General features: G+C 73.3%; 22 protein-coding genes. 21 read left to right on the top strand and 1 reads right to left on the bottom strand.

What is annotated here, in order from left to right:
* The first annotated feature begins 22 nt into the window (after window positions 1-22).
* The 18 genes from thrC (at window position 23) to ACFSBI_RS08920 (ending at window position 17,436) form a co-directional block, all read left to right on the top strand.
* Entirely contained in the window at window positions 23-1,120 is a 1,098-nt protein-coding gene (gene thrC, locus ACFSBI_RS09005; protein ID WP_377934151.1) for a threonine synthase, read from the top strand.
* On the top strand, window positions 1,117-2,073 hold the full coding sequence (gene thrB / locus ACFSBI_RS09000; protein WP_377934150.1) for a homoserine kinase: 957 nt from the start codon (window positions 1,117-1,119) through the stop codon (window positions 2,071-2,073). Before thrC ends, thrB begins: the two co-directional genes overlap by 4 nt.
* A 198-nt stretch (window positions 2,074-2,271) precedes the next feature.
* A complete protein-coding gene (gene rho / locus ACFSBI_RS08995; protein ID WP_377934148.1) occupies window positions 2,272-4,290 on the top strand; it encodes a transcription termination factor Rho in 2,019 nt (672 codons plus the stop codon).
* 35 nt (window positions 4,291-4,325) lie between these two features.
* Window positions 4,326-5,378 (top strand): peptide chain release factor 1, encoded by a 1,053-nt coding sequence (gene prfA, locus ACFSBI_RS08990; protein WP_377934269.1) that lies wholly within the window; start codon window positions 4,326-4,328, stop codon window positions 5,376-5,378.
* A 265-nt stretch (window positions 5,379-5,643) separates the two neighbouring features.
* Window positions 5,644-6,270 (top strand): class I SAM-dependent methyltransferase, encoded by a 627-nt coding sequence (locus tag ACFSBI_RS08985; protein ID WP_377934146.1) that lies wholly within the window; start codon window positions 5,644-5,646, stop codon window positions 6,268-6,270.
* 8 nt (window positions 6,271-6,278) lie between these two features.
* Window positions 6,279-7,151 (top strand): peptide chain release factor N(5)-glutamine methyltransferase, encoded by an 873-nt coding sequence (gene prmC / locus ACFSBI_RS08980; protein WP_377934267.1) that lies wholly within the window; start codon window positions 6,279-6,281, stop codon window positions 7,149-7,151.
* 96 nt (window positions 7,152-7,247) lie between these two features.
* On the top strand, window positions 7,248-8,009 hold the full coding sequence (locus tag ACFSBI_RS08975) for an L-threonylcarbamoyladenylate synthase (RefSeq protein ID WP_377934144.1): 762 nt from the start codon (window positions 7,248-7,250) through the stop codon (window positions 8,007-8,009).
* Window positions 8,006-9,262 (top strand): MraY family glycosyltransferase, encoded by a 1,257-nt coding sequence (locus tag ACFSBI_RS08970; protein ID WP_377934142.1) that lies wholly within the window; start codon window positions 8,006-8,008, stop codon window positions 9,260-9,262. Before ACFSBI_RS08975 ends, ACFSBI_RS08970 begins: the two co-directional genes overlap by 4 nt.
* Window positions 9,259-9,687 carry a hypothetical protein gene (locus ACFSBI_RS08965; RefSeq protein WP_377934140.1) on the top strand — a complete coding sequence of 143 codons (429 nt, stop codon included), beginning with the start codon at window positions 9,259-9,261 and terminating at the stop codon, window positions 9,685-9,687. Before ACFSBI_RS08970 ends, ACFSBI_RS08965 begins: the two co-directional genes overlap by 4 nt.
* 85 nt (window positions 9,688-9,772) lie before the next feature.
* On the top strand, window positions 9,773-10,594 hold the full coding sequence (gene atpB / locus ACFSBI_RS08960) for a F0F1 ATP synthase subunit A (RefSeq protein WP_377934138.1): 822 nt from the start codon (window positions 9,773-9,775) through the stop codon (window positions 10,592-10,594).
* A gap of 71 nt (window positions 10,595-10,665) precedes the next feature.
* Window positions 10,666-10,896, top strand: coding sequence for a F0F1 ATP synthase subunit C (atpE, locus tag ACFSBI_RS08955; RefSeq protein WP_377934136.1), 231 nt, complete (start codon window positions 10,666-10,668; stop codon window positions 10,894-10,896).
* 34 nt (window positions 10,897-10,930) lie between these two features.
* Window positions 10,931-11,494, top strand: a complete 564-nt coding sequence (locus ACFSBI_RS08950) for a F0F1 ATP synthase subunit B (protein ID WP_377934134.1) — start codon at window positions 10,931-10,933, stop codon at window positions 11,492-11,494.
* A 16-nt stretch (window positions 11,495-11,510) separates the two neighbouring features.
* Window positions 11,511-12,296 (top strand): F0F1 ATP synthase subunit delta, encoded by a 786-nt coding sequence (locus ACFSBI_RS08945; RefSeq protein WP_377934133.1) that lies wholly within the window; start codon window positions 11,511-11,513, stop codon window positions 12,294-12,296.
* Between the two features lie 31 nt (window positions 12,297-12,327).
* On the top strand, window positions 12,328-13,965 hold the full coding sequence (gene atpA, locus ACFSBI_RS08940; RefSeq protein ID WP_377934131.1) for a F0F1 ATP synthase subunit alpha: 1,638 nt from the start codon (window positions 12,328-12,330) through the stop codon (window positions 13,963-13,965).
* A gap of 2 nt (window positions 13,966-13,967) precedes the next feature.
* The gene (locus ACFSBI_RS08935) at window positions 13,968-14,864 is read left to right on the top strand and encodes a F0F1 ATP synthase subunit gamma (RefSeq protein WP_377934129.1); all 897 of its coding nucleotides are present in this window, start codon (window positions 13,968-13,970) and stop codon (window positions 14,862-14,864) included.
* Between the two features lie 34 nt (window positions 14,865-14,898).
* A complete protein-coding gene (gene atpD, locus ACFSBI_RS08930) occupies window positions 14,899-16,356 on the top strand; it encodes a F0F1 ATP synthase subunit beta (RefSeq protein WP_377934125.1) in 1,458 nt (485 codons plus the stop codon).
* A gap of 2 nt (window positions 16,357-16,358) precedes the next feature.
* Entirely contained in the window at window positions 16,359-16,619 is a 261-nt protein-coding gene (locus tag ACFSBI_RS08925) for a F0F1 ATP synthase subunit epsilon (RefSeq protein ID WP_377934124.1), read from the top strand.
* 79 nt (window positions 16,620-16,698) lie between these two features.
* Complete coding sequence (locus ACFSBI_RS08920; RefSeq protein ID WP_377934123.1) at window positions 16,699-17,436, top strand: YaaA family protein; 738 nt, start codon at window positions 16,699-16,701, stop codon at window positions 17,434-17,436.
* A 49-nt stretch (window positions 17,437-17,485) separates the two neighbouring features.
* Here the strand turns inward: ACFSBI_RS08920 and ACFSBI_RS08915 are convergent, their stop codons facing one another.
* Complete coding sequence (locus tag ACFSBI_RS08915) at window positions 17,486-18,085, bottom strand: DNA-3-methyladenine glycosylase I (RefSeq protein WP_377934121.1); 600 nt, start codon at window positions 18,083-18,085, stop codon at window positions 17,486-17,488.
* 133 nt (window positions 18,086-18,218) lie between these two features.
* On the opposite strand from ACFSBI_RS08915, the gene ACFSBI_RS08910 reads away from it, so the two are divergent.
* The 3 genes from ACFSBI_RS08910 to ACFSBI_RS08900 all read left to right on the top strand — a co-directional run bounded on the left by ACFSBI_RS08910 (window position 18,219) and on the right by ACFSBI_RS08900 (window position 21,337).
* Complete coding sequence (locus ACFSBI_RS08910; protein ID WP_377934119.1) at window positions 18,219-19,214, top strand: HD domain-containing protein; 996 nt, start codon at window positions 18,219-18,221, stop codon at window positions 19,212-19,214.
* Between the two features lie 245 nt (window positions 19,215-19,459).
* On the top strand, window positions 19,460-20,509 hold the full coding sequence (locus ACFSBI_RS08905; protein ID WP_377934117.1) for an FHA domain-containing protein: 1,050 nt from the start codon (window positions 19,460-19,462) through the stop codon (window positions 20,507-20,509).
* 33 nt (window positions 20,510-20,542) lie between these two features.
* Window positions 20,543-21,337 (top strand): PP2C family protein-serine/threonine phosphatase, encoded by a 795-nt coding sequence (locus ACFSBI_RS08900; protein ID WP_377934115.1) that lies wholly within the window; start codon window positions 20,543-20,545, stop codon window positions 21,335-21,337.
* The last annotated feature ends 20 nt before the right edge of the window (window positions 21,338-21,357 follow it).

Raw genomic sequence — 21,357 nt, 5'->3', positions numbered from 1 at the left:
GGACGCGGCAGGAGGAGTGACGATGACGGCGACCGCGGTGCGGACCTCGCGGCAGTGGCGCGGGGTGATCCGCGAGTACGCGGACCGGCTGGACGTGTCGGACGCGACCCCGGTCGTGACGCTCGGCGAGGGCGGCACGCCGCTGATCGAGGCGCCCGCGCTCTCGGCCCGCACCGGCGCGCGCGTGTTCGTCAAGTTCGAGGGCATGAACCCGACCGGCTCCTTCAAGGACCGCGGGATGACGATGGCGATCAGCAAGGCCGTGGAGCACGGCGCGAAGGCCGTCATCTGCGCCTCGACCGGCAACACGTCGGCCTCCGCGGCCGCGTACGCCACCCACGCCGGCATCACCGCGGCGGTGCTGGTCCCGGAGGGCAAGATCGCGCTCGGCAAGCTGTCGCAGGCCATCGCGCACGACGCGCAGCTGCTGCAGGTGCAGGGCAACTTCGACGACTGCCTCGAGCTCGCGCGCGGGCTCGCCGAGCAGTACCCGGTGCACCTCGTCAACTCCGTGAACAACGACCGCATCGAGGGGCAGAAGACCGCTGCGTTCGAGGTGGTCGAGGTGCTGGAGGACGCGCCCGACTTCCACTTCATCCCCGTCGGCAACGCGGGCAACTACACCGCCTACCATCGCGGCTACCGCGAGGAGCTGGACCGCGGCGCGACCACCCGGCTGCCGCGCATGTTCGGGTTCCAGGCGGCCGGCTCCGCGCCGATCGTCGTCGGGCACGTGGTGCGCGACCCGGAGACGCTCGCCTCGGCCATCCGCATCGGCAACCCGGCCTCGTGGCGGCTCGCGCTCGAGGCGCACGCGGACTCGGACGGCTACTTCGGCGCGATCGACGACGCCGGCATCCTCGCCGCGCACCGCGTCCTGTCGGCCGAGGTCGGGATCTTCGTCGAACCGGCCAGCGCGATCAGCGTCGCGGGGCTGCTCGAGCGCGCCGACGCGGGGGAGATCCCCGCGGGCTCGACCTGCGTGCTGACCGTCACCGGCCACGGGCTGAAGGACCCGCAGTGGGCGCTGAAGGGCCCGGGCGGCGAGGAGGCGACGCCGACCAGCGTGCCCGTCGACCCGGCGGCGGTCGCCGAGACGCTGGGGCTGACGACCACGTGACCGCCTCCCGCGTCCCGGCGGGGCGCAGCGTCACGGTCGAGGTGCCGGCGACGACCGCGAACCTCGGCCCCGGCTTCGACACCCTCGGCCTCGCCCTCAGCGTCTACGACGTGCTCACCGTGACGGCGTCGGAGGTGCCCGGCGCGCGCGTCGAGGTGCACGGCGTCGGTGCGGGCGAGGTGCCGACCGACGAGTCGAACCTGGTCGTGCAGGCGATCCTGCGCGTCTTCACGGAGGTGGGGGAGGCCCCGCCCGGCCTCGACCTCGTCGCCCGCAACACGATCCCGCACGGTCGGGGCCTCGGCAGCTCCGGCGCCGCGGTCGTGAGCGGCGTCGTCGCGGCGTCCGGCCTGCTCGCGGGGATCGTCGAGCTCGACGGGGACCGGCTGCTCGGTATCGCCACGGCGATGGAGGGGCACCCGGACAACGTCGCGCCGGCGCTGTTCGGCGGCCTCACGATCGCCTGGACGGGCGACGACGGGCCGCAGCACAAGCGCCTGCTGCCGCACCGCAGCGTCTCGCCGCTGCTGCTCGTGCCCGAGCACACGATGTCGACGGCGCTCGCCCGGAGCCTGCAGCCGGTCAACGTGCCGCACGCGGACGCGATCTTCAACGTCAGCCGCTCGACGCTGCTGATCGCGGCGCTGATCCAGTCGCCCGAGCTGCTGCACACCGCGACGGAGGACCGGCTGCACCAGTCGTACCGCGCGAGCGCGATGCCGGAGACCGACCGCATGATCGCGCTGCTGCGCGCCGCCGGGCACGCCGCCGTCGTCTCGGGCGCGGGGCCGTCGATCCTCGTGCTCGCGAGCGACCCGTCGCGCCGGCTCGAGGCCGCCGCCCTCGTCAGGTCCGCCGCGGAGCACCGGTGGGAGGCGATCCTCCCCGCCGTCGACATCAAGGGTGCTACGCTTCGGGACCAGCAGGCACCCGTCCTGCGTGCTCCCTCCTGAGGAGTGCGGACGGTGCCTTCCGGCCCTCTCAGAGGCCGGAGCAGTCGGCGCGGGTCTGGCCTCAGGTCACCCGCGCGGGCACCGGGGCGCGGGAGGGACCCGTCTCGCCCCACGGGGCCGTGAGGACCCAGCGAAATCATCGTGACTGAAGTCGAACCACGCCCCCGCGTCCCCCGCAGCCGTCTCGCAGCCCTCCGGGTGGCCGAGCTGCGCGACCTCGCGGCGTCGCTCGGCGTCGGCGACACCACCGGAATGCGAAAGGGCGCACTCGTGGACGCGATCAACGAGCGGTACGACACCGTCGAGGCCGACGAGCGGGAGGGCGGCGCGGCCGCCCCGGACGCCGTCGAGCAGGACACCGAGCAGCAGGACACCGAGCAGCAGGCGGCCGAGCAGCACGAGGCCGAGCCGGCCGCCGCGCAGCCGGAGGCCGCGGAGCAGGACGAGCCCGGGGCGCCGGCCGAGCCGCAGCCCGAGGCACCCGCGGAGCCCGCCCCTGTCGAGACGCCCGCCGAGCCGGCGGCGACGGCCGAGGACGGGGCGGCGTCCGACGCGGGCGCGTCCCAGCCCGCCGCGGAGCAGGAGCCCGAGCGGCCCGAGCAGGAGTCCGACGCGGTGTCGCCCGACGAGGCGGCCGGCGGGGCCGAGATCGGCGACGAGGCGGCGGAGCAGCGCGGCTCCGGGGCGCCGAAGGCCGCGGCCGACCACGTGAACGCGGGCCTGACGGGCATCGCGGAGGACCTGCAGGAGCTGCAGCGCCGCGACGGCGGCGAGGGCGAGTCCGAGGGCGACGAGGGCGAGCGCCAGAGCGGCGGTCGGCGCGGGCGCGGGCGCGGCCGGGGTCGCGGCAACCAGCAGCAGCAGAAGGACGCGCAGCAGGAGCAGTCCGGCCAGCGTGGTCAGCAGCAGCAGCAGCAGAAGGCGGAGCAGCCGGAGCAGCAGCGCGGCGGTGACCAGCGCGGCGGCGACCAGCGCGGCGGAGCCGAGCAGCAGCAGGAGGGCGAGGGCCGCCGCGGGCGCTACCGCGACCGCAAGCGCCGCGGCTCCGGCGGCGAGTGGGACGAGCCGGAGGTCCGCGACGACGACGTGCTCATCCCCATCGCGGGCATCCTCGACGTGCTGGACAACTACGCGTTCGTCCGCACCTCCGGCTACCTCTCGGGCGCGAACGACGTCTACGTCTCCCTCGGCCAGGTGAAGAAGTACCACCTGCGCCGCGGCGATGCCGTCGTGGGCTCGATCCGGCAGATCCCGGAGCAGGAGCAGCCGAGCCGGCAGAAGTACAACGCGCTCGTGAAGGTCGACTCGATCAACGGGCTGCCCGTCGCCGAGTCCGAGGGCCGCGTCGACTTCGCCCAGCTGACGCCGCTGTTCCCGCAGGAGCGGCTGCGCCTCGAGACCGAGTCGCAGAAGATCTCGACGCGCGTCGTCGACCTGGTCGCGCCGATCGGCAAGGGCCAGCGCGGCCTCGTCGTGGCGCCGCCGCGCAGCGGCCGCACCCTGCTGCTGCAGGCGATCGCGAACGCCGTCACGACGAACAACCCCGAGGCCCACCTGATGGTCGTGCTCGTCGACGAGCGGCCGGAGGAGGTCACGGAGATGCAGCGGACCGTGAAGGGCGAGGTCATCGCCTCGACCTTCGACCGGCCCGCCGAGGACCACACGACGGTCGCCGAGCTCGCGATCGACCGGGCGAAGCGCCTCGTCGAGCTGGGCTACGACGTCGTCGTGCTGCTCGACTCGATCTCCCGCCTCGCCCGCGCCTACGCGCAGACCGTGCCCGCTGCGGGCCGACAGCTGGGCGGCGGGCTGGACGCGGCGGCGCTGCTGCCCGCGAAGCAGCTGTTCGGCGCGGCGCGCAACGTCGAGAACGGCGGCTCGCTGACCGTGCTGGCGACGGCGCTCACCGAGACCGGCGAGGCCGACGAGGTCGTGCTGGCCGAGTTCCGCGGCGCCGCGAACAGCGAGCTGGTCCTGTCGTCCGCCCTCGCGGAGAAGCGGATCTTCCCGGCGGTCGACGTGTCGGCGAGCGGCACGGTCCGCGACGAGCAGCTGCTCGGGCCCGACGAGGTCAAGGTGACCCGGCAGCTGCGGCGCGCCCTCGCGGGTCGCGAGCCGCAGGAGGCGCTGGAGACGGTCGTGTCGAAGCTGCGGGAGACCGCCTCGAACGTCGAGTTCCTGGTGCAGATGCAGAAGTCGCTGCCGAGCGGGAAGTGACCGACGCGGCCGAGCCCTTCGCGGCCGTCGGGCCGCTGGTCGCCGAGCACGCCGACCTGGAGCGGCAGCTCGTCCGCCCGGCGCTGCCCGCCGACGCCGGCCGCGCGCGCCGGGTCGGTCGCCGCTACGCGGAGCTGGCGCAGATCGTCGGCGCGTGGGACGCCTACCGGCAGTACCGCGACGACCTCGCGGCGGCCCGGGAGCTGGCGGCGGAGGACCCGGCGTTCGCCGCCGAGATCCCCGACCTCGAGACGGCGGAGACCGCGGCGGCCGACCGGCTGCGCGGCCTCCTGATCCCGCGCGACCCGGACGACGGGCGCGACGTCATCCTCGAGATCAAGGCGGGCGAGGGCGGCGAGGAGTCCGCGCTGTTCGCCGCCGACCTGCTGCGGATGTACCTGCACTACGCGGAGTCGAAGGGCTGGCGCACCGAGCTGCTCGAGCGGACCGAGAGCGACCTCGGCGGCTACAAGGACGTGCAGGTCGCGGTGAAGGGGTCGTCGAACGAGCCCGCGCAGGGCGTCTGGGCGCACCTGAAGTACGAGGGCGGCGTGCACCGCGTGCAGCGCGTGCCGCGCACGGAGACGCAGGGCCGCATCCACACCTCCGCCGTCGGCGTGCTCGTCTTCCCCGAGGTCGACGAGCCCGAGGAGGTGACGATCGACCCGAACGACCTGAAGATCGACGTCTTCCGCTCGTCGGGTCCCGGCGGGCAGAGCGTGAACACGACCGACTCGGCGGTGCGGATCACGCACCTGCCGACGGGGATCGTCGTGTCGATGCAGAACGAGAAGAGCCAGCTGCAGAACCGCGAAGCAGCGCTCCGCGTCCTGCGGGCTCGGCTGCTCGCGGCGCAGCAGGAGGCCGCGGAGGCCGAGGCGTCGGTCGCGCGGCGCAGCCAGGTGCGCACCGTGGACCGCTCCGAGCGGATCCGCACGTACAACTACCCGGAGAACCGGATCAGCGACCACCGCACCGGGTACAAGGCGTACAACCTCGACGCGGTGCTCGACGGCGCCCTCGACCCGATCGTGACGAGCGCGATCGAGGCCGACGAGGCCGCCCGACTCGCCGCCCTCGCGGACTGACCCGGCTGGCGGCCCCAGCCCGCAGCCCCAGCCCCAGCCCCAGCCCCAGCCCACGAGATTTTGTAGGAGGTTCTGCCAGCGCATCGTTCACCAGGCGACGCGCTGCAGAACCTCCTACAAAACGCACGCCGACCACCTCCGCGACTCCGGCGCACCCGGCACCCCGATGACTCGGCAGACCGGCGCGGACGCCCCCCGCTGGTCGAGGTGCGACGAAGGAGCCTCGAGACCACCCCGGCCCGCGGACCGGCCGCAGACTGACCCCGTGCAGTTCCCGCCCGGCTTCTTCGCCCGCGACGACGAGTCCGCCGACACGCGCTTCTACCGCGCTCCGCGCCTCGTCACCCACATCGACGCGGGCGCGATCGACGCCGTCGGCGCCCTGTACGAGGAGCTCGGGGTGTCCGGCCGCGTCCTCGACCTCATGTCGTCGTGGGTCTCGCACCTCCGCGCGACGCCGGAGCACCTCGCCGTGCTCGGCCTGAACCGCGCCGAGCTCGACGCGAACCCGCAGGCGGCGGAGCGCGTCGTGCAGGACCTCAACGAGGAGACGGCCCTGCCGTTCCCCGACGGGTCGTTCGACGCGGTGCTGTGCTGCGTCTCGATCGACTACCTCGTCCGCCCGGTGGCCGTGCTGGCGGAGGCCGCGCGGGTGCTGCGTCCGGGGGCGCCCGTCGTCCTGACCTTCTCGAACCGCCTCTTCCCGACGAAGGCCGTGCGAGGCTGGCTCCTGGCCTCGGAGGACGAGCGGTGCGCGATCGCGGCGGAGTACCTGCGGCAGGCGGGCGGCTTCACCGAGCCGGAGGCGTCGCTGCGCACGCCACCGGGTCCGGACCGCGGCGGCCGCTACGGCGGCGACCCCCTCTACGCCGTCGTCGCCCGGCGCCGGTGACCGCGAGGATGGAGGCGATGCACGCCTCCGACCCGCGCCGCGCCGACGTCGCCCTCGCCGCGGTCGTCGACCACCTGCGCCTCGGCGGGGTGCCGCAGCCCCGCGTGGACGCGGAGCTGCTGCTCGCCCACGTGCTCGGGGTCTCCCGCGGCCGCGCGCAGGCGCTCGCCCTGGTCGGCTCGTCGCTGTCGGTCGCCGAGGCGGCGCGGTTCCGCGAGCTCGGGCTGCGCCGCGGCGCCCGCGAGCCGCTGCAGCACCTCACCGGCGTCGCGCACTTCCGCCGGATCGACCTGGCGGTCGGCCCGGGCGTCTTCGTGCCGCGGCCCGAGACGGAGGTGCTCGTCGAGCACGTGCTGCGCCTGCTGCCCGCCGGCGCCGGCCGAATCGTCGACCTCGGCACCGGCAGCGGTGCGATCGCCCTGTCGGTCGCGCTCGAGCGCCCCGACGTCGAGGTGGTCGGCGTCGAGCGCAGCCCCGACGCGCTGCCCTGGACGCGCCGCAACGCCGCGACGGTCGGTGCCCCCAACGCGCGCATCGTCGAGGGCGACCTCGCCGACGCCGTCCCCGAGTGGGAGGGCTCGGTGGACGTGGTCGTCTCAAACCCGCCGTACGTGCCCGACGGGATGGTGCCGCGCGACCCGGAGGTCGACCGCTTCGACCCGGCCGTCGCCCTCTACGGCGGCGCGGACGGCCTGGATCCGATGCGCGCCGTCGTCGCGACGGCCGAGCGCCTGCTGCGCCCGGGCGGCGGGCTCGCGGTGGAGCACGGCGAGCTGCAGGGCGAAGCGGTCCGCGCGCTTCTCGGGCACCGCTGGGTCGAGGCTGCCACGCACCCGGACCTGACCGGCCGCGACCGCGTCACGACGGCCCGCCTCCGCTGAGCACGGCCTCCCGCTCCCCTGCAGGGCCCGCGTGTCGACCCCAGCCGCGGCGGGCCGTGCCCGGGGGAGCGGGGGCGCCGGGCTACAGTGAGGCCCATGGCGACGGTGGTCGACTGCACCGACCCGGTCACCCTGCTGCCGGGCATGCGCGAGGCACGCGCCGCGATCGCACGCGGCGATCTCGTCGTCATGCCCACGGACACCGTCTACGGCATCGCCGCGGACGCGTTCCAGCCGGCCGCCGTGCAGGCCCTGCTCGATGCGAAGGGCCGCGGGCGCCAGGCGCCGCCGCCGGTGCTGGTGCCGAACCGCAGCACGCTCGACGCGCTGGCGGAGCAGGTGCCCGAGGCCGTGAACCGTCTCGCGGACGCCTTCTGGCCGGGCGCGCTGACGATCGTGCTCCCGGCCCGCGCGACGCTCGTCTGGGACCTGGGGGAGACCGGCGGCACCGTCGCGCTCCGGATGCCGGACGACCGCATCGCGCTGGAGCTGCTCGCGGAGACCGGGCCGCTCGCCGTCAGCTCCGCCAACCTGACCGGGCAGCCCGCTGCGACCACCGCGCAGGACGCGCTCGGCATGCTGGGCGACGCGGTCGACGTCTACCTCGACGCCGGCAGCACGCCGGGCGCGCTGCCGTCCACGATCATCGACGCGACCGGTCTCGTCGACGGCACCGGGCCGCTCGTCGTGCTGCGCGAGGGCGCCATCCTCGCCGAGGCGCTGCAGGCCGTCGTGCCGGAGGCGTTCATCGCCGCCGAGCCCGAGCCGGAGTCGCAGGACGAGCCGGAGCCGCAGGACGAGACCGCGGTCCCCGACGACCCGGCCGCGGACGACGAGCGCCCGCGGGGCGCCGGATGATCGTCACCCTGCTGGTCGGCCTGATCGCCGCGGTCGTCAGCTTCCTGATGTCGATCGTCATGTGGAAGGTCGGCATCCGCTTCCGGCTGCACCCGGAGATCCGCGAGCGCGACGTGCACACGCGGCCCACGCCGCGCCTCGGCGGCATCGCCATGTACACGGGCCTGCTCTCGGCGATGCTCGTCGCCTGGGTGATCTCCACCCGGACGGACTGGTTCCGGCTGGTCTTCCAGGGCAACGAGCCGCAGATCATCGCGATCCTCTGCGCCGCGACCCTGATCGTCGTCATGGGCGTGCTCGACGACTTCTTCGACCTGGACTGGACGACCAAGCTGATCGGCCAGCTGATCGCGGCGGGCCTGCTCGCCTACCTCGGCGGCCTGCAGATCACCGACCTGCCCGTCGGCGGGGACGTCGGGATCCTGGTGGCCTCGTCCTGGTCCTCACTCGCGCTCACGCTCGTCGTCATCGTCGTCGTGATGAACATGATGAACTTCATCGACGGCCTGGACGGGCTGGTCGCCGGCGTCGCGGTGATCGCGAACGGCGCCTTCTTCCTCTACAGCTACATGCTGCTGCAGGCCACCGGCGCCTCCAGCTACTTCAGCCTCGGGACGCTGCTGTCCGCCGCGATGTGCGGCGCGTGCCTCGGCTTCCTGCCCTTGAACTGGCACCCCGCGCGCCTGTTCATGGGCGACGCGGGCAGCCTGCTGGTCGGGCTGATGTTCGCCGTCGCGTCGATCGCGGTGACCACCTCGATCACCCCGCAGACGTTCCAGACGGCGGAGGGCTACTCCCGGGCGCAGTACGCCCCGTCCTTCATGCTGCTGCTGCTGCCGATCGCGATCCTGATCGTGCCCGTCCTCGACTTCAGCTCGGCGGTGGTGCGGCGGATCGCGGCGGGCAAGAGCCCGTTCAGCGCGGATCGGAAGCACCTGCACCACCGGCTGCTCGACATGGGGCACTCCCGGCTGCACGCGACGCTCATCTTCTACGCCTGGACGGCGGTGATCTCGGTGGGGTCCCTGCTCTTCTTCGTCGTGCCGGACCTCACGATCGCCTGGTCCTTCATCGGGGGAGGGCTCGTCGTCTGCGCGATCGCGACCCTCGCGCCGCTGTCGCACCGGAAGCGGCGGGAGTACGAGGTGCAGACCAGGCCGCAGGCGGCGACGACGAGGGAGATCGCGGTGCTCGACCCGCTGGACCGCGCATCGCGCGACCGTCCGGCCTCGCCGAAGGAGCGCTCCGCATGAGCGGCGGCTTCGACACCGCGTCGAGCGTGATGCGCCGCGCGCTCGCGCAGGGCGCGATCGCGGCGGCGGCGATCGCGCTCGCGGCCTCGATCGTCGGCGGGATCCTGACCGGCTGGCCCGGCGTCCTCTCCGGCGTCGTCGGGGCCGGCTTCGCCCTGCTCTTCCTCGGCGTGACCGCCGCCAGCCTGCTCGTCGCCGACCGCTTCGGCGGCCTCGAGTCCAGCGCGTTCTTCGCCGCGCTGCTCGGCGGCTGGCTCGTGAAGTTCGTGGTCTTCCTGCTCGCGATGCTCGCGCTCAGGGACCAGCCGTGGGTGCAACCGGTCGTCCTGTTCTGCGCGGTCGCCGCGACGGTGATCGCCTCGCTGGTCGTCGACGTGCTCGTCGTCGGGCGCGCCCGCATCCCCGTGGGCTCCCCGCGGCGCTGATCCCCGCCCCCGATTCCTGGGGCGCGAGCCGGTCCGCTAGGCTTGGGGCGCCCTGACCGCGTGATGCGACGACGCGTCCACGACCATGGAGAGAACCCTGCGTTACGCCCTGACCCTGTTGCAGGCCGCCGAAGACGGCGGCGGGTTCCATGCACCGTCGATCGCCGAGTTCTTCCCGCCGATCGTCCTCTTCGCCGGCACCCCCTTCGCGCTGAACCGGATCATGATCATCCGGCTGCTCGTGATGCTCGTGCTCGTGCTCTTCGTCGTGCTCGGCACCCGTGCGCTCAAGGTCGTGCCGAGCCGCGGCTCCTCGCTCGTCGAGCTGCCGTTCGACTTCGTGCGGAACAACATCGCCTACGAGATCCTCGGCGAGAAGGACGGCCGGCGCTTCCTGCCGCTGATCACCACGATCTTCTTCGTGACGATCGGGATGAACGTCACGAGCGTCATCCCCTTCCTCAACATCGCGGGGACGAGCGTCATCGGCCTGCCGATCGTGATGGCCGTGATCGCCTGGGTCGCCTTCATCTACGCGGGGCTGAAGAAGCACCCGGGCGCGTTCATCAAGAACTCGCTGTTCCCGCCCGGCGTGCCGTGGCCGCTCTACTTCATCGTCACGCCGATCGAGTTCTTCTCGACGTTCATCCTCCGGCCGGTGACGCTGACGCTCCGGCTCACGATGAACATGCTCGTCGGGCACCTGCTGCTCGTGCTGTTCTTCTCGGCGACCTGGTTCTTCTTCTTCCAGCAGGGGCCGAACCTGCTCTCGCTGTTCGGCGTCGGCACCCTCGTCTTCGGCTTCGCCTTCACGCTCTTCGAGCTGTTCGTCGCCGCCCTGCAGGCGTACATCTTCGCGCTGCTCACCGCCGTCTACCTCCAGCTCTCGCTCGCCGAGGAGCACTGACCTCCCGGCCCAGGGGGCCGGACCGACCCGGCTGGCGCGAGACGCCCGCCGACCATGAAAGGAACACGACAGTGGACACCACCGTTCTCGCTGCCCTGACCGGCAACATCGCGACGGTCGGCTACGGCCTCGCGGCCATCGGCCCCGGCATCGGCGTCGGCATCGTCGTCGGCAAGGCGATCGAGGGCACCTCGCGGCAGCCCGAGCTGCAGGGCCGCCTGCAGACGCAGATGTTCATCGGCATCGCGTTCACCGAGGCGCTCGCCCTCATCGGCATCGCCACCGGCTTCATCTTCACCTGATCCCACCCCTTCGAACTCCGAGAAAGGACTCGTCATGGGTGGAGTCATCCTGATGGCGGCGGAGCCCTCCGGCGGGCAGACCTCGCTGGGGCCGCTCTTCCCCGAGCTGTACGACGTCGTCTGGTCGCTCGTCATCTTCATCGTGATCGCGATCGTGGTCTGGAAGGTCGGGCTGCCGCGCATGAACGCGCTGCTCGACGCGCGGTCGTCGGCGATCCAGGGCAACATCGCGAAGGCCGAGGCCGCGCAGCGCGAGGCGGACGAGGCGCTCGAGCGCTACAACGCCCAGCTCGCCGAGGCGCGGGTCGAGGCCGGCCGCATCCGCGAGCAGGCCCGCGACGACGCGAAGCGCATCGTCGCCGAGGCGCGCCAGCAGGCGCAGTCCGAGGCGGACCGCATCGTCGCGCAGGGGAACACGCAGGTCGAGGCGAGCCGCGCGAAGGCCCAGTCCGAGCTGCGGCAGGAGGTCGGCTCGCTGGCGCTCGACCTCGCCTCCGGCGTGATCGGTCAGCACCTCGCGAAGGACGAGAACGCGACCGCCTACGTGGACCGCTTCCTCGCCGACCTCGAGACCGAGCGCGCGGGCACCGGCCGATGAGCGGACGGGAGCGCTGATGGGCGCCGCCACCCGCGCATCGACCGCCCGGGCCGTGGAGGCGCTGACGGCGCTGAAGCGGCCCGACGCCGCGATCGGCCCCGAGCTGCTCGCGGCCGCGCGCGCCGTCGCCTCCTCGCACCAGCTGACCGCGGTGCTCGCCGACCCCGGCGTGCCCGAGGAGCAGCGCGAGGCCCTGGTCTCGCGCGTCTTCGCCGCGTCCAAGCCGCAGACGCGGCAGCTGCTCGCCGCCCTCGTGTCCGGCCGCTGGTCCGACGCGGACGACCTGGTGGGCGGCATCGAGGAGCTCGGCTTCCGCGCGCTCGCCGCCGGCGCCCGGGGCGACGGCCTCGAGCGCGAGCTGTTCGTGGTGCAGCGCACCATCGCCTCCGACGGCGTGCTCGAGCTCGCGCTCGGCGGGCAGGCGGCGCCCGCCGAGGCGCGCACGGCGCTCGTCGACGCGGTCCTGACGGACGCCAAGCCCGCGACCCGCGAGATCGTCCGGCACGTCGTGCTCCTGCCCCGCGGCCGCAAGCCGGTCGAGGGGATGCGCCACGCCCAGCAGGTCGTGGCGGAGGCCCGCGGGCTCCTCGTCGCCGTCGTGCAGGTCGCGAGGCCCCTCACGGACGCGCAGGCGGATGCCCTCGCGGACCGGCTGCAGACCGCCTACGGGCGTAAAATCTCGGTCAACCAGGTGATCGACCCCGCCCTCGTCGGCGGGGTGCGCGTCACCGTCGGCGACGAGGTGATCGACGGGACCGTGCGTGCCCGGCTCGACGACCTCCGCCAGCGGCTGGCCGGCTGACCTTCCGACTACAAGTGCAAGGACATCGACGATGACCGACCTCAGCATCAGCCCCGACGCGATCCGCAGCGCCCTCGCGGACTTCGCGGCCGCCTACGACCCGGGCCGCGCCTCCGCGACGGAGGTCGGCGTCGTCGTGGACGCCGCCGACGGCATCGCCCACGTCGAGGGCCTCCCCAACGTGATGGCGAACGAGCTCGTCGTCTTCGAGGACGGCACGCGCGGACTCGCGCTGAACCTCGACGAGGACGAGATCGGCGTCATCGTGCTCGGCGAGTTCACCGGCATCGAGGAGGGCCAGGAGGTCCGCCGCACCGGCGAGGTGCTCTCGGTCCCGGTCGGCGACGCCTACCTCGGCCGCGTGGTCGACCCGCTCGGCGCCCCGATCGACGGCCTCGGCGCCGTCGAGACGACGGAGCGCCGCGCCCTCGAGCTGCAGGCGCCCGGCGTCATGCAGCGCCAGAGCGTCAAGGAGCCGATGCAGACCGGCATCAAGGCGATCGACGCCATGATCCCGATCGGCCGCGGCCAGCGCCAGCTGATCATCGGCGACCGCCAGACCGGCAAGACCGCGATCGCGATCGACACGATCATCAACCAGAAGGCCAACTGGGACTCGGGTGACCCGACCAAGCAGGTCCGCTGCATCTACGTCGCGATCGGCCAGAAGGGCTCGACCATCGCCTCGGTGCGCGGCGCCCTCGAGGAGGCCGGCGCGCTCGAGTACACGACGATCGTCGCGGCTCCCGCCTCCGACCCGGCCGGCTTCAAGTACCTCGCCCCGTACACCGGCTCGGCCATCGGCCAGCACTGGATGTACGACGGCAAGCACGTGCTGATCGTGTTCGACGACCTGTCGAAGCAGGCCGCGGCCTACCGCGCCGTGTCGCTGCTGCTGCGCCGCCCGCCGGGCCGCGAGGCCTACCCGGGCGACGTCTTCTACCTGCACTCCCGCCTGCTGGAGCGCTGCGCGAAGCTGTCCGACGAGCTCGGCGCCGGCTCGATGACGGGCCTGCCCATCATCGAGACGCAGGCGAACGACGTCTCGGCGTACATCCCGACCAACGTGATCTCGATCACCGACGGCCAGATCTTCCTGCAGTCCGACCTGTTCAACGCGAACCAGCGCCCCGCGGTCGACGTCGGCATCTCGGTGTCCCGGGTCGGCGGCGACGCCCAGGTGAAGAGCATCAAGAAGGTCTCCGGCACGCTGAAGCTCGAGCTGGCCCAGTACCGCTCGCTCGAGGCGTTCGCGATGTTCGCGTCCGACCTCGACGCCGCCAGCCGCCGCCAGCTCGCCCGGGGCGCACGCCTCACCGAGCTGCTGCGCCAGCCGCAGTACTCGCCGTACCCCGTGGAGGAGCAGGTCGTCTCGATCTGGTCCGGCACGAACGGCAAGTTCGACGAGGTCGCGGTCGAGGACGTGCTGCGCTTCGAGAGCGAGCTGATCGAGTACCTGAAGAACAACACGAAGGTGCTCGACACCCTGCGCGAGACGAACGTGCTCGACGACGACACCGCGAAGGCGCTCGACGAGTCGGTCGACGAGTTCAAGCGGCAGTTCACCACCGGCGAGGGCAAGCCGCTCGCATCGGCGGGCAAGGAGTCGTTCGAGGCGGCGGACCGCGAGGACGTCGAGCAGGCGCAGATCACGCGCGGACGGCGCTAGCCGTGCCGGCCCAGGTCCGCGTCTACCGGGGGCGCATCCGCAGCGCGCAGACGACGAAGAAGATCACCCGCGCGATGGAGCTGATCTCGGCGTCGCGCATCGCGAAGGCGCAGCAGCGCGTGGCGGCGAGCCTGCCCTACGCGCGCGCCGTGACGCGTGCGGTGTCGGCGGTGGCGACGTACTCCAACGTCGACCACATCCTGACGCGCGAGTCGGAGCACCCGACCCGCGCCGCGATCGTCGTGTTCAGCTCGGACCGCGGTCTCGCCGGCGCCTTCAACGCCAACGTGCTGCGCAAGAGCGAGGAGCTCGCGGAGCTGCTGCGCGGCGAGGGCAAGGAGGTCGTCTCCTACCTCGTCGGTCGCAAAGCGGTCGGGTACTACCGGTTCCGGCGCCGCGCCTTCGAGCGCGACTGGGTCGGCGGCACGGACAACCCCGACGCGCAGACCGCGAAGGAGATCGCGGACGCGGTCGTCGAGCAGTTCGTGCGCGACTCGGCCGACGACGGCGTGGACGAGATCCACATCGTCTACAACCGCTTCGTCTCCATGCTCACCCAGACCCCCGAGATCCTGCGGCTGCTGCCGCTCGAGATCGTCGAGGGCGTCGAGGAGCCGGGGGAGCAGGACGTCCTGCCCCTCTACGAGTTCGAGCCCGACAGCACCGAGGTGCTCGACGCGCTGCTGCCCGTGTACATCGAGTCGCGGATCTACTCCGCGATGCTCGAGAGCGCGGCGAGCAAGCACGCGGCGACGCAGCGGGCGATGAAGGCGGCGAGCGACAACGCGGACAAGCTGATCCGCGAGTACACCAGGCTCGCGAACAACGCGAGGCAGCAGGAGATCACGCAGCAGATCTCCGAGATCGTCGGCGGCGCGGACGCGCTGTCCAGCACGTGAACCCAGCCGAGCAGCTGAGGAAGGACCACCAGTCATGACGCTCACCGCTCCTGAGCCGACGGAGACCCGCGAGCCGGGCGTCGGCCGAGTCGCCCGGGTCACCGGCCCGGTCGTCGACATCGAGTTCCCGCACGACGCGATCCCCGAGGTCTACAACGCGCTGAAGACCACGATCACGATCGGGGACGACGCCGCCGAGATCACGCTCGAGGTCGCCCAGCACCTCGGTGACGACCTGGTGCGCGCCATCGCCCTGAAGCCGACCGACGGCATGGTCCGCGGCCAGGAGGTGCGCGACACCGGTGCCCCGATCTCCGTGCCCGTCGGCGACGTCACCAAGGGCAAGGTCTTCAACGTGATCGGCGAGGTGCTGAACGCGGAGCCCGGTGAGCAGATCGAGGTCACCGAGCGCTGGCCGATCCACCGCACGCCGCCGTCGTTCGACCAGCTCGAGTCGAAGACGCAGCTGTTCGAGACGGGCATCAAGGTCATCGACCTGCTGACCCCCTACGTGCAGGGCGGCAAGATCGGCCTGTTCGGCGGTGCCGGCGTCGGCAAAACCGTCCTCATCCAGGAGATGATCTACCGCGTCGCGGCGAACCACGGCGGCGTCTCCGTGTTCGCGGGCGTCGGCGAGCGCACCCGCGAGGGCAACGACCTCATCGGCGAGATGGAGGAGGCCGGCGTCTTCGACAAGACCGCCCTGGTCTTCGGTCAGATGGACGAGCCGCCCGGCACCCGCCTGCGCGTCGCGCTGTCCGCGCTGACGATGGCGGAGTACTTCCGCGACGTCCAGAACCAGGACGTGCTGCTCTTCATCGACAACATCTTCCGGTTCACGCAGGCCGGCTCCGAGGTGTCGACCCTGCTCGGCCGCATGCCGTCCGCGGTGGGCTACCAGCCGAACCTGGCGGACGAGATGGGTCAGCTGCAGGAGCGCATCACCTCCACGCGCGGCAACTCGATCACCTCGCTGCAGGCGATCTACGTGCCCGCGGACGACTACACCGACCCGGCGCCGGCGACGACGTTCGCGCACCTCGACGCGACGACGGAGCTCTCCCGCGAGATCGCGTCGCGCGGCCTGTACCCGGCGGTCGACCCGCTGACGTCCACGAGCCGCATCCTCGACCCGCGGTACCTGGGCGAGGACCACTACCGCGTCGCGACGAGCGTCAAGCAGATCCTGCAGAAGAACAAGGAGCTGCAGGAGATCATCGCGATCCTCGGCGTCGACGAGCTGTCGGAGGAGGACAAGATCACGGTCGCCCGCGCGCGCCGGATCCAGCAGTTCCTCTCGCAGAACACGTACATGGCGACGAAGTTCACCGGCATCGAGGGCTCCACCGTCCCGCTGAAGGAGACCGTCGAGTCGTTCGACGCGATCGTGAAGGGCGACTTCGACGACGTGCCCGAGCAGGCGTTCTTCAACGTCGGCTCGATCAGCATGGTCGAGGAGAAGGCCGCGCAGATCGAGAAGGAGAACCGCTGACGATGGCCGATCTCACGGTCACCGTCGTCTCGGCCGACGAGCAGGTGTGGTCCGGGCAGGCGCGCATGGTCGTCGCCCGCACCAAGGAGGGCGAGCTCGGCATCCTGGCCGGGCACCAGCCGCTGCTCGGCGTGCTCGCGGCCGGCGAGGTGCGCATCACGGCCGCCGACGGCGGCCGGGTCACCGCGAACGCGGAGGACGGCTTCATCTCGGTCGAGAACGACACGGTGACGATCGCGGCGCGCGCCGCGGCCCTCGCCTGATCCGTTCCACCCGGGCCCGTTCCGGACATCCGAGCCCGCTGCGGCGGGCTCAGATGTCCGGAACGGGACCAGAACGCCGATGCTGATCCTGCTGCCGCCCTCGGAGACGAAGTCGGAGGGCGGCGACGGGGCGCTCGATCCCGCGTCGCTGTCCTTCCCCTCGCTGCGCGGACGCCGCCGTGCCGCCGCGGCCGCGCTGCGGCGCGTGCCGCTTCAGGACGCGCCCGCGCTCCTGAAGCTCGGGCGGACGAACGCCCACGAGGCGGCCTGGAACCGCGTGCTGACGAGCGGCCCGACCCGGCCCGCCATCGAGCGGTACACCGGCGTGCTCTACGACGGGCTCGACGCGGCATCCCTCGACGACGGCGGCCGCGCGTGGATCGAGCGCCACGTCGTCATCGCGTCGGCGCTCTTCGGGCTGCTCGGGGCGGGCGACCGCATCCCGCGCTACCGGCTGTCGGGCTCGACCGCGCTGCCCGGGCTGTCGTTGAAGGCGCACTGGCGCGACGCCGTGGCGGACGCCCTCGCCGGGACGGGGGAGTGGGTCCTCGACGCCCGCAGCGCGGCCTACGCGGCGCTCGGCGCCGCGCCCGTCGGCAGCGCCCTGCTCCACGTGGAGACCGCGGAGGGCCGCGCGCTGAACCACTTCAACAAGCACGCGAAGGGCGCGCTGACGCGCCGCCTCGCGGAGACCCGCGCGGAGGTCGGCTCGCGCGACGACCTGCTCGCCTGGGCCGCCTCGGCCGGGGTCCCGCTCGAGCCCCGGGGCCCCGCCGACGTCGTCCTCCGCGTCGAGCAGGCGCCGCTGCGGCGCTGAGGTGCAGCTGCGGCGCACCGATGCGCCGCAGCTGCACCTGAGGCGCGCATCAGCGGGCGGCGGCGCGCCAGCAGCCGGCGACGTGGTCGTCGACGAGTCCGGCGGACTGCATCAGCGAGTAGACCGTGACCGGGCCGACGAAGCGGAGTCCCTCGGCGTGCAGGGCCTTGGCGAGCGCCTTCGACGCCGGGGTCTGCGCGGGCACGTCCGCGAGGTCGTCCGGCGCGACGTGCTCCGCCCGCGCCGCGTCGGCGAAGGACCAGACCAACCGGTCGAGCGCGTCGTCGCCGTCCCGCTCCTGCAGCGCGACCAGGGCGCGCGCGTTGCCGATCGCCGCCTCGATCTTCTGCCGGTTGCGGATGATGCCGGCGTCGGCGAGCAGCCGCTCGACGTCCTCGTCGCCGAAGGCGGCGACCGCGGCCGGGTCGAAGCCGGCGAACGCGGTGCGGAAGGTCTCCCGCTTCCGGAGGACGACGATCCAGGACAGGCCGCTCTGGAAGCCCTCGAGCGTCAGCTTCTCGAAGAGCGCGCAGTCGCCGTGCAGCGGGACGCCCCACTCGTCGTCGTGGTAGGCCCGGTACAGGTCGCCGACCGCCCACGGGCAGCGGGGCCGTCCGTCGTCGCCGGTCGTCGCGCTCACGGTCGTCATCGTCGCAGGGTCGCTCAGCACGGCCGCACCGTAGGAGCGCAGCCGCTCGCATCGGAGCGCGGACGGAGGCGGATCCGGGAAGCCGGCGGCAGGGCGCCTGGGGAGGAGCGGTCCGGCCCGCTAGCGTGCGCCGATGGGGCACTGCAGCGGTGATCTCGTCGCGGGGTCGGGCGTCTGGACCGATCCGCTCTGGCGCGTGCGCGTCGAGCTGCTGCCGGTCGAGCGGGAGCTGCTGCGCACCTGGTGGGTCCGCAGGCTCGCCCACGTGGCGCACGCCGGCGCCGCCGCCTGGACGACCGTGCAGGCCTACTCCCGCCTCGAGCACTCGCTCGGCGTCCTCGCGCTCACGGCGCACTTCGCCCCCGACGACGCCCTCGCCCGGTCGGCTGCGCTGCTCCACGACATCGGGCACCTGCCGCTCAGCCACACCTTCGAGCACGCCGGGGGCTTCCACCACCACGATCTCGGCGACGAGCGCCTCGCCGAGCTGGCGCCCGTGCTGGCGCGGCACGGGCTCGACGCCGAGGAGGTCGCGCGGCACCAGCACGAGGGATCCGCTGCGCGACGCTCGGCCGGGCTGCTCGGGCTCGACCACCTGGACTCGTTCGGGCGCAGCGGCCAGGTCAACGGCTGGGCGGTCGAGCCGGCCGCCCGCCTGCTCGAGCGGCTGCGGCTCGTCGACGGCGTGATCGACACCGACGCGCGGACGGCGGAGCTGCTGGCGGGCTACGCCGTCAACGAGGCCGCGTCGCAGTGCGCCGCCTCGAACGTGGTCGCCTACGCGGTGGTCGAGCGGATCGCCCGCACGCTGCTGGCGGGCGCCGGTGCCGCCGCCCGAGCGAGGATCGCGGCGATGACCGACGTCGAGTTCTGGGCACTCGCCCTCGCCGACCCGCGGACGCAGGGGGACGCCGAGGCGCTCCGCCGCAGGCCCGACTCCTGGCGCATCCGCCTGCTGCGCCGGGCGGAGCGCGCGCCGGAGGGGGCGATGGAGTTCGTCAAGCACCGGCTCTACACGGTGCTGCCGACGACCGAGGGTCGCCCCTCCCGGACGCAGGCGTTCGCCGACCTGCCGCCCGTGCCGATCCGCTGGGCCGTCGAGGAGCGCTCCGCTCGCGCGGTCGCGTGACCGGGGCCTCCCGCGGTCGGCCGACACGCCGGATGCCGCCTCGTGCACGCGGCGTGTCGGCCCCGCCGCGCGGTCGTGTCCCCGTCGAGCGGCGCAGCGCGCGGGGCGCGGGAGCGCCGGGGCGGGGTCGCGCGCGATAGGTTCCCGGTATGGGATCGGGACCCGGGGACCGTGTCACGCTCGATTCGAAGGCCCGCGCTCGCGGACCGCGCCCCGCGCCCCGCTGCGGGGCCTGAGTGGAGGCCGTGCACGGCCGCAGGGCCGCGGGGGCGGGCGTCGAGCGGGGCGTCGAGCCGCGCACCTCGGGGGCCTTCTACTCGCCCGAGCCGGTGTCGCCGGGGGCGGACTGGCGCCTGCTGGTGACGGACCGCTTCATCGGCGCCTTCGGTCCCGCGACCTCCGTCTCGACGATGAGCACCCTCTGGCGGATCGCGGCCGACCCGACGCTCGGCTTCGACGCCCTCGTCGGCGCGATCCCGGTCCGGGGCGTGTCCGCGGTCGACGCCTTCGCGCTGGCGGCCCCGGGCCGCACCACCACCTTCGTCGTCCGCGGCACCGGGTGCGCCGATGTGTCGGTGGCGGGGCGCATGCGCCGAGTCGACGCCCGCGGGAACGAGCCCTGGTACGTCGCCGAGCTGGCCGGGGTCGAGCGGTTCGCGCTCGGGCCGCTCCAGCGGTCCCCGGGCGACCTGCGGCCCGCACCCGGCGACCTGCCGCTCGAAGGCGGCGTGGTGTTCGGCCCGTGGCTCGGCTGGACCCTCGAACCGCTCGCGCCCCGGTCGGCGCCGACCCCCGTCCAGCGGCCGGCGTCGGGGCAGTACCCGAGCCTCGAGCAGCTGGAGCAGCTCGACCCCCACGACACGAACGTGCTCGGCGACCTCGGCCGGCGCGCCGCGTCCCTCAGGCGCCACCGGGGCGAGCCGCCCGCCACCGCACCGACGCCGGAGACCGCGCAGGCGGCGGCGTTCCGCGTCGGGGACCGCGAGCCGGAGCGCGTCGACTCGCCGGTCTACGTCGGCCGCCAGCCGCGCAGCCCGCGGGTGACGGGCCCGATGCTGCCGCGGCTCGTGCGGGTCGACAGCCCGAGCCGCGAGGTGTCCGCGACGCACATCGAGCTGCGCCCGACCGATCAGGGGCTCGTGCTCACCGACCTCGAGTCGACGAACGGGACGGTCGTCCGGCAGCCGGGCAGCGGCGTCCGCCGCCTCGAGTCGGGTGAGTCGCTGCACGTGGTTCCCGGTACGCTCATCGACATCGGCGACGGCAACGTCATCGAGATCCTCGCCCATCGCTGACCAGACCCCGGTCGTGCCGCAAAGGAGCAGACCGTGACCGAGATCGGTGCCAGCAGCGGCCCCCGGCGCATCGCGCTGCCGTCCGGGCGCGGTGCCGTCGTCCTCGCCTGGGGCGTCGCGACCGACGTCGGGCACCGCCGTCAGGTCAACGAGGACAGCCTGGTCGCCACGCCGCCGATCTTCGCGGTCGCGGACGGCATGGGCGGGCACGCCGCCGGAGACCTCGCGAGCGACGCCGTCGTGACCCGGCTCGGCGCCGTCTCGCACGAGGGGTTCGTCACCCCCGCCGCGATCGGGCTGGCGCTCGCCCAGGCCTCCCACGACATCGCGCACCTCGAGGGCACGTCCTTGACCGGCGCGGGCACGACCGTCACCGGGATGGCGCTGACGGTGTCCGGCGACGACCCGTACTTCGCGGTGTTCAACGTGGGCGACTCCCGCGTCTACCGCAGCCTCGGCGACGAGTTCGAGCAGGTGACCGTCGACCACTCGGTGGTGCAGGAGCTGGTGGACGCGGGGGCGATCACCCGCGAGCAGGCCGAGACGCACCCGGACAGCAACGTCATCACGCGGGCGATCGGCTTCAACGAGCCGCCGATGCCGGACTACTGGATGATGCCGGTCGAGCCGGGCCTCAGGCTGCTCGCCTGCTCGGACGGGCTGAGCAAGGAGCTGGGCGAGGAGCGCATCCACGCCCTCGTCGCGGCCGGCTCGCCCGCGGAGGCGACCGCGCAGGCGCTCGTGCACGCGGCGCTGCAGGCCGGCGGCCGCGACAACGTCACCGTCGTCGTCGTCGACGTGATCGAGGTCGAGCCCGCGGACGGCTGAGTCCGCTCCTCCCCAGGCCG

This window comes from Amnibacterium endophyticum (assembly GCF_042680685.1).
GTDB lineage: Bacteria > Actinomycetota > Actinomycetes > Actinomycetales > Microbacteriaceae > Amnibacterium > Amnibacterium endophyticum.
This window is presented reverse-complemented; position numbering and strand designations above follow the sequence as displayed.